Source organism: Krasilnikovia sp. M28-CT-15, assembly GCF_047159595.1.
In the GTDB taxonomy this organism is placed as follows: Bacteria; Actinomycetota; Actinomycetes; order Mycobacteriales; family Micromonosporaceae; genus Actinoplanes.
On record NZ_BAAGAK010000001.1, the window covers coordinates 3,143,128 to 3,156,886 of the forward strand.

A 13,759-nucleotide genomic window follows, 5' to 3' on the forward strand; every position below is an offset into this window, starting at 1 on the left:
GGTTGCGCGATGACGGACGATCTGCTGGCCCGGCACCGGGCCGTGTTGCCGACGTGGATGCCGCTGTACTACGGCGACGAACCGCTGGAGATCGTCTCCGGCTCGGGACGCCGGGTGGTCGACGCCGCCGGGCGCTCGTACCTCGACTTCTTCGGGGGCGTGCTGACCAACATGATCGGGTACGACATCCCGGAGATCTCCGCGGCGGTGTCCGAGCAGCTCGCCACCGGTGTCGTGCACACGTCCACGCTGTACCTGATCCGCCAGCAGGTGGAGCTGGCCGAGAAGATCGCCCGGCTCTCCGGGATCCCGGACGCGCGGGTGTTCTTCACCAACTCCGGCACCGAGGCGAACGAGACCGCGCTGCTGATGGCCACCAATATCCGGCGTTCCAACCAGATCCTCGCGGTCAAGAACAGCTACCACGGCCGGACGTTCGCCACGATGGCGATCACCGGCCACCGCAGCTGGTCGGCCAGCTCACTGAGCCCGCTGCAGGTGGCCTGGCTGCCCTCCGGCGACCGGGTACGCGGTCGCATGCGCGGACTCTCCGACGCCGACCACGTCGAGGTGGCCGTCGACGAGTTGCGCGAGGTGCTCGCCACGGTCACCGCGGGCGATGTCGCCGCGCTCATCGCCGAGCCGATCCAGGGGGTCGGCGGATTCGTGCATGCGCCCGACGGGCTGCTCGGGGCGTACAAGAAGGAGCTTGACGCGCACGGCATCCTGCTCATCGCGGACGAGGTGCAGACGGGGTGGGGGCGCACCGGCGACCACTTCTGGGGCTATCAGGCGCACGACGTCGAGCCGGATCTGATCACGTTCGCCAAGGGCATCGGCAACGGGTTCGCGCTCGGCGGCGTGGTCGGCCGCGCCGACGTGATGAACGCGGTCCCGGCGATCAGCTTCTCCACGTACGGCGGCAACCCGGTCTCCACCGCCGCCGGCAACGCCGTCCTGGACTATCTGCTCGACCACGACCTGCAGGCCAACGCCCGCCGGGTGGGCGCCATCCTGCTGGACGGGCTGCGGGCGGCCCTGGCGTCGTGCTCCATCGTGGCCGAGGTGCGGGGCCGGGGACTGATGATCGGCATCGAGTTCGTCCGTCCCGGTGGCAACGAGCCGGACCCGGCCGCCGCCGTCGCCGTGTTCGACGCGTGCCGCCGCTGCGGCCTGCTGGTCGGCAAGGGCGGTCTCTACGGCAACGTGCTGCGGATGGGGCCGCCGCTCACGCTGACCGAGGACGAGGCCCGCGAGGGGCTGGCCATTCTGGTCGAGGCGATCAGGACCGTGGACGCCGCCGCGATGTGATGAGCCAATTCATTGCTTCCGGGTTACGGGCGGGAGTGGAGAACGTCACCGTCCTCAGAGGATGAGGTCCGCTGCGCAAGCGGGACATGCGGTGTACGTTCCTTCCGTCTGTATAGGGAGGTATCAATGCCAAAGCGGCTCCTACACTCATTTGCCATTGTTGTAACCGGTTTGAGTCTTTCTACCGTGATGGCGGCGCCCGCGCTGGCCACGGAGTCCGACCCTCGCACACCCACCCCGGCGCTGACCGCACCTCAGGCGCCGGTCGCCGAGGCGGGGCCCGCGAAGCGCTCCGTGGCCAACGCCAACGCGGCCACCGCCACGGAACTGACGCCGTTGGCCCCGGCGCTGCCCCCGGGAGTCAGCACCAAGACCTGGTCGGTCGACGAGTTCGTCGCACTCTTCGAGCGCAAGTACGGCCGGCCGATGACCACGGAGGAAAGAAACGCCCTGGCCCGGGGCTGCATCGGCGTCACCACCGTCAACCTGGAACGCGGGAACATCAACCCGCCGCTCGACATGTCCTTCGGCACGTTCGCGACCGCCCGCAACGTCCAGGACGCGATCAACGACATCCTGGCCACCAACCCGACCCGCGCCCAGTTCGTCACGGCCGTGGCGCAGGACCCGCTGCTGAGCCGGATCGACAATGTCACCGACTCGCTGCCCGGCGGCCCGACCTCCCAGTGGACCGCCGTCATCTTCTCGAAGCGCTTCTACTCCAAGCAGGACCCGTCGTGGACCGACGAGCAGGCCGAGCAGGCGTTCCGCCCGGATCCGGCGACCGACCAGGTCGACATGACCGAGTACCGCTACCGGGCGAAGCCGGGATATGTCAACTTCGACTACGGTTGGCTGGATGACGGCACCGGGAACTGGTGGCACGCGAACCACGCGGAGCCTGGGATGAAGGTGTACCAGAGCACGCTGCGGCACTACTCCCGTCCCTTGCTGGACTTCGACCGCCAGGTTTTCACCGTGACGTTCGGGCGGCTTCACCCGTGACCATCGACCACCTCGTCGGCCGGCGCGTGACGTTGCGCGGCATCGCGGGCGACGCCGCCGCCGGCGCGGTGGTACTGGTCGGCGAAGGCCTGCCGGTATACATCGAGAGCCGGTCCGGCTGGGGCACGCTTGCCGGCGCGACGATCGAGATCACCGGCGAGCTCGACCGGACGGAGATCGCACCGCTGCATTCCGCGCCGGGGCAGCCGGCGAGCCACGGCGCACCGGGACGTCAATACGTCCTGCGGAACTCCACGCCACCGCGCCTACCGCCCCCGGAATGAGGGGACAGCCCCAAGATCACAGGTGCTCATGGTGCCGGTGTGACCGCTGAGTTCGGCCACGGCCCGCGCACGGCCTCCTCGGGCCGCGGAATTTGCTCAGCCAGGGTCGCCCGGGTTCCGATAGGGACAGCGGCAACTGTGCGGGGGTGGTTCCTTGGACGGCAGCGCGACCAGCGCCGAGGAGCTGTCGGCTGCCCTGCTGGCGCTGGAGGACCATTACGGCGGCGATGCCGAGGGCGGTTACGCCGCGGCGGTGGAGTGCGAGCGCCGGGCCGCCACCCTGCGCGACGAGGGCCTGCTCGCCCGCGCCCGCCTCTGCCGGACCATCATGCTTCAGCGGATCGGCGACGTCGCCGGGGCCACGCGGCAGGTTCACGGCATCCACGAGTGGGCCGTCCGGCACGGCGATCGCCGGCTGCAGGCCCGCGTACACCTGGCCTGGGCGAACATCGAACAGCTGTCCGGTGACGCGGCCAAATTCCTGGAGCACGCGCTGAGCGCGGTCGAGTTACTCGACGAGACCGCCACCCCGTACATGCAGATCATGCACCGTACCCGGCTGGCCGACGCCCTCGCGCTCAACGGTGAGATGGACGCGGCCCGGCTGCGCTACCGCCAGGCCGAGACGCTGGCCCGGGAGCTGCGGCAGTGGGAGCGGCTCACGATGGTCCTCAACAACTGGGCCTATGCCGAGTACGACGCCGCCGACTTCCTGCGGGCCCGCGAGATCGCCCACCGCATGCAGCACCACGCCGCGGCGCACGGCCTGGATCTGCATGCCACGGAGCTGGACACGATCGGCGTGATCCAGATCGAGAACGGCGAGTACGCCCAGGCCGAGCAGACGATGCAGAAGTGCATCGCCCAGCAGGAGGCCGGGCAGCGCGACGTCGCGGATGATCTGGCCGATTACCTGCTGACCCTGGCCCGCGCCCAGCGCGGTCTCGGCGCGACCGACCGGGCCCAGGTGAGCCTGGACGCCTCCCGAGCCCTGTGCATCGAGCGTGACCTGCACGCGGTCCTGGTCCGGGTGCACCGGGAACAGGCCGAACTGCACGCCGCCCGGGGGGAACACGCCGAGGCGTTCGCCACCCTCAAGAGCTTCTTCGCCGCCCAGGAGACCTTGCTGGCGCGACAGGAACAGGACACGGCGCTGACCCGGCACGCCCGCTTCGAGACCGCCGAAGCGCGCGAGGAAGCCGACCGCTTCCGCGAACAGGCCCGCCGTGACCCACTCACCGGGCTGCGCAATCGCCGCTACGTCGACGAGGAACTGCCCGCCCTGATCGCCGCCGACCCGGACCTGAGCGTCGGAATCGTCGACATCGACCATTTCAAGCAGATCAACGACCAGCTCTCCCACGACACCGGCGATCAGGTCCTCGCGCAGGTCGCGAAGCTGTTGGACACCGGACTGGCCGCCGTGTTGCCCGAAGGGATCACCGCCCGGCTCGGCGGCGAGGAGTTCCTCCTCGTGCTGCCGGCTACTCCTGTCATCCTGGCGGCCAGGCAGCTCGAGGGGATCCGGCGGGCCGTCAGCGAGCACGACTGGCACGACATGACCCGGGGGCTGCCCGTCACGGTCAGCATCGGCGTCGCAGGAGTCGGCGAGACGTCCCCCCGCAGCCAGGCTTCCGTACTGTCCACCGCCGACCGCAACCTGTACGCGGCAAAACGCGCGGGACGCAACCGCGTCGTGGCCGGAACCGAGCCGGAACCACGCCCCCGCGCCTACCGCGACCGAGGCACCCCGGCCGACTGACCCTGCGTGACGCCAGCGGTCGCCGACCGGCGGTCCCCTCCCGGCCGGATCGATGACCGGGAAGGGGAGCCGACCCGAGCGGGGACTCGGGCCGGGCTCAGCGGTGCAGGATGCCGGGGAGCCAGCGCTTGCGGGCCGATCGCGACTTCGCCGCGCGGCGGCCGAGGAGCACCGCGGCCACCGCACCGGCCAGGGCGAGGCCGCCTACCGTTGCCGGTACGGCCGGATTGCGGACGGCCTGCCGCGCCCGCCGCGGCGCCTGCGCGCGGAGGCGGGAGACGCCGGAGGCGGTCCTGGTCTTCATGCGCGACAGCGCGCCGCGCATCCGCGTACCGGGCTCCACCGTCCCGGTGAGCGCGGTGACGGTGCCGTCGAGGTCGGCACGGTTCTGTTCGATGTCCGCCCGGATGTGCTCGGGACTGCCCGCAGGGGTGTGCGACGTCCGCAGGCCACCGCTGGTGTAACTGGTCGTCATTTCTGTCTCCTCACCGTCGAGCGTCCGTGGAAGTGCTGGTCGCGTACTTGCCCCCTGGACGACGGTGACTAACGTGACTTGGGCGTTCATTCACCCTGCCGGGTTCGGTGACCTCGCACACCGGGGTCGGTGGCGGGGCTGGTGACCTGCACTATGTCGGGAAGCCGCGCTGGTGAGCGAGCCTTTGCAGGTCGGGCCAGTCGTCGCCGCTGTGGGTGTGTTGCGGCAGGAGGCAGCCGAGGGTGATCGGACGGGGCACGTGGTACCGCTCGGCGCTGGTGTCGGCCGGAGTGTCGAAGTCGAGGACCTCCGCGAGGTTGTTGGCGGCCGCGTCGCGGACGGTGAGGGGCGCGAGGCCGAACCGCCACTCGATCATCTTGAGGATCGAGGTGTGGTCGTACAGGCCGTGGGCCACGTGGCCGCGGCGGGCGCGGGGAGAGATGACGACGCACGGCACCCGGAAGCCGCGCAGGCCCGTGCCGAGCGCGGGATTCGGGTCCTCGCCCACCGGCGGTGGCACGTGATCGAAGAACCCGCCCCACTCGTCGTACGTGATGACCAGGACCGTCCGTCTCCAGTGGGGTGAGCTCACCACCGCGTCGTGGACCTTGCCGAGGAAAGCCTGGCCGAGACGGATGTCGGCCAGCGGGTGCTCGTCCTCCGCGAGGCCCGGCACAGCCTCGCCCAGGAACGCCGGCTCGACGAAGCTCACCGCGGGCAGCGTGCCCGCTGCCGCGGCGGTGTAGAACTCGCCGATGCGTCGGCTGATGCCGAGGTACCGGGTGCCCCACAGCGCGGTGAACGGGACGTCGCTGTAGAAGTAGCGGCCGCTCACGCCGGCCGCGGCGAGCCGGTCCCAGATGGCCGGCATGGTGGCGATCCGGTCGAGCGAGGTGGTGATCCGGTCCGTGGTCGCCGAGTGCAGGAAGAACCGGTTGGGGTAGGTCGGCGCCATCATCGCCGCGAAATACCGGTCGCACACCGTCCACTGCGGCGCGGCCTTGCCATAGAACCCCAGGTCGGGCCGCTCGTAGTAACCGATGGACAGCAGGTCGTTGGAGCCGGCACGCAGCCAGCCGTCGCAGGCGCCGTCATTGAGCTCGACCCGCCCGCCCTCGTACGAATGGTCCGGGTCGTGGAACCCGCAGCCGTTCGGCACCAGGAGATGGTGGGTCGGGTGCACCGCGCCGGAGGTGTCGGCGTAGCTCAGTCCGGCCTGGATGCCGTCGGCGCCGGGCAGCCAGCCGAGGTAGTGGTCGAACGATCGGTTCTCCATCATGACGACCACGATGTGGTCGATGCCGGAGTCGGCCGGGTCGGGTAGCTCGGTGTCGCCTTCCGCCGCGGTCGGGGTGAGAAGCATCCCCGCCGCCACGACGGCCGAGCCGGCCAGGAACTCCCGTCGGGTCACAGGATTCATGTGAGAGAGTGTCGTTAACATCGATGAACATAAATACCTCTCATCCTGATGATGCGAATACTCCCGCCGCACCCCGGCCGGTTCCGACGCCGCGACGGCCGTGCCGAACGCCCGCCCGTCGAAGGTCATTTGCGCGGTGGCGCGGGGTCTGTGAGGGTGAGCCGGTGGAGAGTGTGTTGGACGACCTGGTCGAAGCCCGTCTCGGCTGGACCTCCCCCACCATCGCGTCCTGGTATGCCGAGCCCGACCTGCGAAAGCAACTGCGCGACGCGGTGGCCGCCGAGGCGGACCGGACGGGCAACGCGGATTTCGGCGGCGAATTCCGGGACCAGGTAGGCACGGGTGGCCCCGCCGACCCGCTCGAATGGGCCAACCGCCGCCTCGATCTGCCCGGCGGTGGGTGGGCGCTCACCGGGATCCGCTTTCGCGGACGGGACGTCGACCGGCCCTTCGTCGACGTGGTCGCCACGAGTCTTCGCCCGGCACCCGACAGCCTGTCCGTCGTCGGCGCGGCCGTTGCATCGGCGTATCGGGACTTCGCACCGCTGTGCCTTCGGGTGGCCGCGCCGGACGCGCCGCGACTGGTCCAGCAGCTGCGGCGCGATCCCCGATTCGGCCCGCACTGCGCCATCGACATGCACGTCGTGGCGGGGCTCGTCAGCCAGCTCAGGGCGCATCCGCGAGCGAACTCGTATGCCGGGGTTGGCCTGCGCGCCGGCAATCCGCAGCGGCTGGTACAGCGGGTGGCGGCCATCTACGAGGAGCTGGCGGAGCGCGAGCCCGAGCTTCCGATGTGGGCGAACCCGGAGAACCTCGAGTCGTTGACCGAGTGCGCCGATGCGGGACTGCTCTTCGAGGTCCTCGTCGATGGTGCATCCGCCGGCGTTGTTGCGGCACTGCGCGACGACGCGCACGCGATGCGCGGGTTCTCCGTACAGGAGCTGTGCCTGGACGCGTCGCACCGAGGCCGGCGGCTGGCGTCGGGGGTGGTGCAGAGACTGGTTGATCAGCTTGACGCCGGTGACGGAGACGTGCTGTGGGGAACGATCCACCCATCCAATGCGGCCTCCCTGCGCAATGCCCTCTCGATCGGCCGCGAACTCGTGGGCGGCTACGTCTGGGTCACCCCCGAGGGCTTTCCCGGGATGCCGCCCGGCGTGGCGGGCTGACCGTCGGCCCGCCCGGAGGGAACGCTGTATCGGGACGGTGCTCGGTCAGCCCTTCACGGTCAGGATCGGTCGTAGCTCGGCGGCCGGCTGCGCGACCCCGGCACCGCCGCCGCTGAGTCCGCGTCGTGCCTGCCGGATCACCAGCCTCGCGGGCAAGGTCACCTCAGGGGCCGCGGATCTGGAAGGCCATCGATTTCCGGGCCGCCGCCGGCCGTCGCGGCGGACGGCCGCTGTCATGCGTCAAGGAGTCGGCAGGTAGGGGTTCCCTTCCGTCCGCGGCATCCGCCTGGCGCGGTGGTCCACCGGCCCTCGGCGTGCCTGACCGATGATCTTTCTGCGCCGTGCTGGTCTGTACGCCGAACGCCGACTCACGGGAGGCTGACGCCATGCGGAAACTGACCTTCGCCATGAACCTGAGCCTGGACGGCTACATCGCCGCGCCCGGCGACGACCTCGGCTGGAGCGTGCCGAGCGACGAACTGTTCCAGTGGTGGTCCGACCGGGTGGGGGCGACCAGCCTGGCGCTGTACGGGCGCAGACTGTGGGAGACGATGAGTTCCCACTGGCCGACCGCCGACCAGCAGCCCGGCGCCACCCCTGCGGAGATCGAGTACGCCCGCCGCTGGCGGGACATGCCGAAGGTGGTGTTCTCCTCCAGAATCAGCACGGTCGACTGGAACACCCGCCTGGTCACCGGCGACGCGGTCCCCGAGATCACCCGGCTCAAGGCCGAGGACGGCGGCCCCATGGACATCGGCGGCGCCACACTCGCCGCAGCGGCGATGCGGGCCGGGCTGATCGACGAGTACGTGCTGGCCACCGCACCGGTCTTGGTGGGCGGCGGCACGCCGTTCTTCACGGCCCTGGACAACTGGGTGAACCTGACCCTGGTGGAGACCCGGACGTTTCCCGACGGGGTGATCCTGACCAGGTACGAAACCAGGCACTGAGTGCCCGGCGTCGGATCGGCGCGGGCTTCGGGCCGCGCGGACGCACCTCTCACCAGGGGACGAGCCGTGGTGCAGGACCAATTCCTTAGGTCCGCATTCCGTCTGACGATATGAGCGCGAGGGATTGATTCGGACCAGGGGGACCGCGTGAGCGACGCCGGGGCGGGTGGCCACCGCTGGTCTGCGGGCAGCCGACTGGACTTGACCGATCTCGTCGTCGGCGCCGAGATCGGACGCGGCGCCGCCACGTCGGTGTTCCGGGCCGCGCGCCGCGGCCAGCCGTACGCCCTCAAGCAACTGCGCGGCGCGGCCGGGCACGAGCCGGAGGCGCTGGCCTCCTTCCGCCGCGAGGCCGCCCTGATGGCGTGCGTGGACCACCCCGGCCTGGTGCGCACCCGGGCCGTCGGACTGCACGACGGACGCCCCGCTCTGGTCACCGACCTGGTCGACGGTGCTTCGCTGGCCGACCTCCTGGCCGGCGGCATGCTGGACCAGGTGCGGGTCGTCACGCTGGGCGCGGAGATCGCCCACGCGCTGGCCGCCGCGCACCAGGCCGGCCTGGTGCACCGCGACCTGAAGCCGCAGAACGTCATGGTGCCGCGTTCGGGCCCGGCCATGCTGATCGACTTCGGCCTGGCCGCTCGCGCCGGCAAGGCGGTCGCCGAGGACAGCGCGGTCGGCACGTTCATCTACAGCTCGCCGGAGCAGACCGGCATGCTCAAACGCCCGGTCGACAGCCGCTCCGACCTCTACTCCCTCGGAGTCGTGCTCTTCGAATGCCTGACCGGGCACCCGCCCTACCAGGGCCCGGACGTCGGTGCGCTACTACGCCACCATGCCGCCGCGCCGATCCCGGACGTCCGCAAGTCCCGGCCCGACGCCGACCCGGTGCTCGCCGAGATCGTCACCCGGCTGCTGGCCAAGGACCCCGACGACCGGTACGGCTCGGCCACCGAGCTGCTCGCCGCGCTGGGTCGCTGCTCTGACGCCGTGGCGGCGGAGGGCCCGACGAACTGGCCGCTGTACGGCCGCGACGCGGACCTGTCCGCGCTGGAGTCCCGGTGGGCCAGGGCGCGCGCCGGGGCCGGTGGTGTCGCCGTGGTCCATGGTCCCAGTGGGCTCGGCAAGACCCGCCTGCTCGAAGCGGTCACCGCCGCCGCGGATGGCGCGCTGGTCCTCGACGCCCGGTGCGGCCCCGACGACACCGTGCCGCTGGCGGCGCTGCGCGAGACGCTCGACCGTTGTATCCGGAAGTGGCGGGCGCTGCCCGCGGACGAGTGGGCCGCCACCGCGCAGACCGTCCGGGAGTCGGCGATGGCGGCCGGCGCCAGCCTGCTCAAGCCGTTGTCGGCGGGCCTGGCCGACCTGCTCGCGGACGTTCCGGACACCGCCGCGGGGGGCCGCGACGAGCAGTTCGTCCACGCGGTCGCGACGTTCCTGATCGAACTGTCCACCCGCGTCGGCCCGACGCTGCTCTGTATCGACGACGCGCACTGGCTCGACGACACCAGCCGCCGAGTGCTGGCAGACCTCGACCGTACGCTGAGCGACGCACCGCTGCTGGTCCTCGTCGCCGTCGCGAACGACGCGGACACCGCCCCCGGCGGGTTCGCCGCCGGCGCCGACCCGGTGCTGGCGCTCGGGGCGCTGTCCGACGACGACATGGCGGCCCTGGTCGCCTCGCGGTTGCCCGGAGCCCCGGTGCCCGGCGAGTTGGCCGCACACGTCACCGCCCGCTCCGGCGGCGTACCACTGTCCGCGATCGAGTATCTGCGGCACCTGGTCGACAGCGGACTGCTGGTACCGCACTGGGACACCTGGCTGCTCGACGAGGAGGGCCTGGACGCGCTGCCGGTCCCGGCCGACGGCCTCGACCTGGTCGTGTCCCGGCTCGACGAGCTGACCGACGCCGAACGTGCCGTGCTGGCCGTGGCGGCCGCGGTGGGCAGCCGGTTCGACCTCGACCTGGTGACGGCGGCCGGTGGCCGGTCCGCGGATGCGGTCGCCACGGCGGTGGAGGCGGCCATCGGGCGCCGGCTGGTGGAGGCGCGCGCCGCAGGCCGTTACGGCTTCGTCTACCCGGCGGTCCGCCGGGCCCTGCTCGCCACGCTGGACCCCACGGGCCGCCGCGACCTCCACGCACGGATCGCCCGGCAGCTCGAGACGCTCGACCCCCGGGAGGCCGACCACGTCTACGCGGTCGCCGGGCACTACGCGCAGGCCGACCCGGCGGCTGAGGCTGAGGCGGTGTACCGCACCAGCGTGGCCGCCGGCCGGCAGGCGCTGGCCGACCAGGCGCCCGCCGAGGCCGTCACGTTCCTGGAGCAGGCCGAGCACGCCGCGAACGCCCACGGCCTGACGGTCGACATCGACACCCACCACCTGCTCGCCACGGCCTACCTGCGAGCCGGACGGCTGACGCAGGCGCGGGAACGACTCGACCTGGCGCTCGCGCACTCCGACGATCCGTGGCAGCGGGCGGCGGTGTGGACGACCATCGCCGAGCTGCACAATGTCGGCTACGCCGACGAGGAGGCGGCCAAGGCCGTCTTCGCCGGGCTGGCCGAGATCGGCCGGCCGTTGCCGCGCAACAAACTGGCGCGCGTTGTCTCCGGGTTCCTCCCCGCCCTCGGGGCGGCGGTGATCCGGCGCACCGGCATCGGGTTCGGCACCGTACGCGGCCGGCGGCGCGAGGAGTACCTCGTCCGGGCCCGGCTGCTGGACACGGGCGCCTACTCCGCCGCCCTGGGCATGCGCATGGACGAGGTGGCCGCGTTCGCCCAGCGCGCCCTGTTCGTGGCGAACCGGCTCGGTCCCGGTGCACAGCTCACGCGCGCGTACGCGATGGTGGGTTTCATCGGGGTGATGGTCCGCCTGCGGGGTGTCGGCCTGCGCTGCTTTGCCCGCGCGGCCCGCTACGCCGCCGAACTGGCCGACCCCGCCCTCGTCGCGTACGTCGACTTCACCCGCACGATGGGGCTGCTGTTCTCCGGCTCCGGCGACTCCGGCCAGGAATGGAACGAGATGCTGGACCGGCATGCCCGGTGGCTGGAGCCGGCTCAGTTCATCGCCGGTGTGGCCACCGCCGGCATGCGCCAGGTCCTGCGGGGCAATCCCCGGGAAGCGCAGGCCTGCTACGAGCGGGCCATCGCCGTGCTGCCCACCGGGCGGGAGATCAGCGGCACCACACTCGCCGCCCTGTCGGTCATGATCCCCGCTCAGCAGGGCCACCTGGGCGAGGCGGCCGCCGCGCTCGCCGACCTGCAGGAATCGTTCGATCATGAAGCCGCGAGTGTCCAGCAGCGCCGCACCCTGGTTCTGGCCACCATGCATTCGCTCGTGGAGCAGGGCGAGTTCGGCGAGCTGTTCGAGGCGGCCGCTGCCGACTGGGAGCGGTTCGCCGAGGGCGGCGAGCTGATGACCCACCACCACTGGTGCTACATGTACCTGGCCTATGGCCGCCTGGCTCAGTGCCGGCAGGCATCGGAGCCGGACCCCCGCCTGCTGACCGCCGCCCGCGCGGCCGTGCGTGAACTCGGCCGGCACACCGCCACGTCGCTGCTGCGTGCGGCGCACGAGATCACCCGGGCCGCGCTCCTGCTGGTCGAGGGCAAGTACACCGCGGTCCTTCGCCTGTGCGACCGCATCGAACGCAAGGCCCGGCCGCTCGACTCGCCGCTGGTCGCCTTCGAGATCGCTCGGCTGCGGGCCCGGGTACTGCACCGCACCGGCATCACCGGCGAGGCCGACCGCCATGCGCAGTGGGCCCACATGATCGCGACCCGGTACGGCCTGGAAGGTCGGGCACGTCAGGTCCGCGCGGAGTTCGGCATCACGGACGCCACCTCGGCCGCACCCGGTACGCGGATGGGCGAGCGGGCCACCAGGACGGTCGTCAGCCGGCGCATGGAAGCCCTCCAGCAGGTCAGCATCGCCGCCGCCTCGGTCCTCGACCCGGATCGGCTGGCCCGGATCGCGCTGGACGAGACGCTGCGCATCCTGGGCGCCGAGCGCGCACTGATGTTCCTGGTCGACGACGGCCGGGTCCGCCCGTTCGTCGGCCGCGACGCGGCCGGCGGCGACCTGGACGCGGTCAGCGACTACGGCTCCAGCCTGGTGCACCGCGTCGCGGACACCGGTGAGGCGCTCGTGGTCACCGGCACCGAACACGGCGCGTCGCTCGGCTCCGAGAGCGTGGTGGTGCACGGCCTTCGCAGCATCATGGTCGCTCCGGTGCAGCTCAAGGGCCGGCTCATCGGCATCGTCTACCTGGACAGCCGGATGGCGCGCGGCATCTTCACCGAGGACGACGTCGAGGTGCTGACCGCGATCACCAGCCACGTCGCCGTGTCCCTGGAGACCGCGCGTGCCGCCCAGCTCGATCTCGCCGTGCGCACCGCGCGCCAGGCGCAGGAGCTCGCGGAGACCCTGCGCGCCAGCCTCGCCGAACTGACCACGATCCTCGACCCCGCGCAGCTGCTCCACCAACTCTTCGCGACCCTGCACACCCAGCTCGGTGCCACCACCGCCGCCCTGCTGCGGGGCACCGACCCGCTGACCGTCACGCACCTGGCGGGACCGGCACCCGGACTGGTCGGCGGCACCGTGGACCCGGGCACGGACCCGGCGTGGACCCGGCTCTGCACCAACGAATCCGCGACGGTGCTGCGTGACGGGAAGGTGCCGGCCGCCGTCGCCGAGGTGCTGGGCGTCCACCCGACGACGCTCGTGGTGCCGCTCGTCAACCGTGACGGCCCGGTCGGTCTGGTGCTCCTGGGCGGGCCGGCGTTCGACGACACCGCACGGAATGTTGCCGCCACACTGACCGGCCAGGGCATGACCGCGTACGACAACGCTCAGCTCTTCACCCGGGTGCAGGAGCTGGCCACCACGGACGAGCTGACCGGTGTTCACAACCGCCGGCACTTCTTCTCCCTGGCGGCGGCGCTGTTCGGGGTGGCGCGCCGCAGCGGCCACGGGCTCAGCGCGGCCATGCTCGACATCGACAACTTCAAGAAGATCAACGATACGTACGGGCACGGCGTCGGTGACGACGTCATCCGCGAGGTCGCCCGCCGCATCGCCGCAGCACTCCGGGAATCCGACATCCTCGGCCGCTACGGCGGCGAGGAGTTCGCGGTGTTCCTGCCGGGCTTCGTGGACACCGAGACCACCGCGCTCGAACGGATCCGGTTGGCCGTGGCGGCGGAACCGGTGGCGACGCGGGACGGACCGGTCACCGTCACGATCAGCATCGGCCTGGCCAGCCTCAACGCGCACGATGACGGTCTCGACCAACTGCTCGCCCGCGCAGACCATGCCCTCTACCAGGCGAAGACGGCCGGGCGTAACCAGGTGATCGCCGTCTAGCACCGTTTCACGG

The 13,759-nt window shown here is 71.4% G+C and carries 9 protein-coding genes; 7 read left to right on the top strand and 2 right to left on the bottom strand.

The window, feature by feature from the left end; translation table 11 throughout:
• Positions 1-9: 9 nt before the first annotated feature.
• The 4 genes from ACMCNO_RS14695 (at position 10) to ACMCNO_RS14710 (ending at position 4,362) form a co-directional block, all read left to right on the top strand.
• Entirely contained in the window at positions 10-1,311 is a 1,302-nt protein-coding gene (locus tag ACMCNO_RS14695; protein WP_412749984.1) for an aspartate aminotransferase family protein, read from the top strand.
• Positions 1,312-1,482: 171 nt separating this feature from the next.
• The gene (locus ACMCNO_RS14700) at positions 1,483-2,316 is read left to right on the top strand and encodes a hypothetical protein (protein ID WP_412749985.1); all 834 of its coding nucleotides are present in this window, start codon (positions 1,483-1,485) and stop codon (positions 2,314-2,316) included.
• Complete coding sequence (locus tag ACMCNO_RS14705; protein ID WP_412749986.1) at positions 2,313-2,600, top strand: hypothetical protein; 288 nt, start codon at positions 2,313-2,315, stop codon at positions 2,598-2,600. Before ACMCNO_RS14700 ends, ACMCNO_RS14705 begins: the two co-directional genes overlap by 4 nt.
• A gap of 154 nt (positions 2,601-2,754) precedes the next feature.
• Positions 2,755-4,362, top strand: a complete 1,608-nt coding sequence (locus ACMCNO_RS14710) for a diguanylate cyclase (RefSeq protein ID WP_412749987.1) — start codon at positions 2,755-2,757, stop codon at positions 4,360-4,362.
• A gap of 97 nt (positions 4,363-4,459) precedes the next feature.
• Here the strand turns inward: ACMCNO_RS14710 and ACMCNO_RS14715 are convergent, their stop codons facing one another.
• Positions 4,460-4,837 (bottom strand): DUF3618 domain-containing protein, encoded by a 378-nt coding sequence (locus ACMCNO_RS14715; protein ID WP_412749988.1) that lies wholly within the window; start codon positions 4,835-4,837, stop codon positions 4,460-4,462.
• A 151-nt stretch (positions 4,838-4,988) separates the two neighbouring features.
• Positions 4,989-6,257 (bottom strand): alkaline phosphatase family protein, encoded by a 1,269-nt coding sequence (locus ACMCNO_RS14720; protein WP_412749989.1) that lies wholly within the window; start codon positions 6,255-6,257, stop codon positions 4,989-4,991.
• Between the two features lie 176 nt (positions 6,258-6,433).
• Here ACMCNO_RS14720 and ACMCNO_RS14725 point away from each other — a divergent pair, with 176 nt between their 5' ends.
• From ACMCNO_RS14725 to ACMCNO_RS14735, 3 genes are all read left to right on the top strand, one after another.
• The gene (locus tag ACMCNO_RS14725) at positions 6,434-7,426 is read left to right on the top strand and encodes a hypothetical protein (RefSeq protein ID WP_412749990.1); all 993 of its coding nucleotides are present in this window, start codon (positions 6,434-6,436) and stop codon (positions 7,424-7,426) included.
• 386 nt (positions 7,427-7,812) lie between these two features.
• The gene (locus ACMCNO_RS14730; RefSeq protein ID WP_412749991.1) at positions 7,813-8,376 is read left to right on the top strand and encodes a dihydrofolate reductase family protein; all 564 of its coding nucleotides are present in this window, start codon (positions 7,813-7,815) and stop codon (positions 8,374-8,376) included.
• Positions 8,377-8,523: 147 nt separating this feature from the next.
• Positions 8,524-13,746 carry a diguanylate cyclase gene (locus ACMCNO_RS14735; protein ID WP_412749992.1) on the top strand — a complete coding sequence of 1,741 codons (5,223 nt, stop codon included), beginning with the start codon at positions 8,524-8,526 and terminating at the stop codon, positions 13,744-13,746.
• Positions 13,747-13,759: the final 13 nt, after the last annotated feature.